This window comes from Halostella sp. PRR32 (genome assembly GCF_034808085.1).
Taxonomy (GTDB): domain Archaea; phylum Halobacteriota; class Halobacteria; order Halobacteriales; family Natronoarchaeaceae; genus Halostella; species Halostella pelagica.
The window spans coordinates 1-264 of sequence record NZ_JAXHGL010000161.1 but is presented as its reverse complement, the minus strand read 5'-3'; the positions used below and the strand labels follow the sequence as shown (position 1 = coordinate 264).

General features: G+C 63.3%; 1 pseudogene. It reads left to right on the top strand.

Annotated features, from left to right (window positions below):
• Positions 1–264 (top strand): annotated as a pseudogene (locus tag SM753_RS20745) (ABC transporter permease); the annotation flags it as partial.

Below are 264 nucleotides of genomic sequence, written 5' to 3'. Positions count from 1 at the left end.
CTGGTACGCGTTCGGTCCGGACTTCGCGTCTCGGAACATCAGCATCACCGGCACCCCGAACCTCGAGTGGTTCTCGACAACCGACATCCTGTTCCTTCCGGTGCCGTACGTCAGCGACTGGACCGCGCTCGCGATCGACATCAAGCTCATCCTCCCGGCGGCGATCATCCTCGGCTCGGCCTCGATGGCGGCGGAGCTTCGGATCGGGCGGACCGCAATGTTAGAGACGGTCAACTCGAACTTCGTCGAGACCGCGAAGGCGAA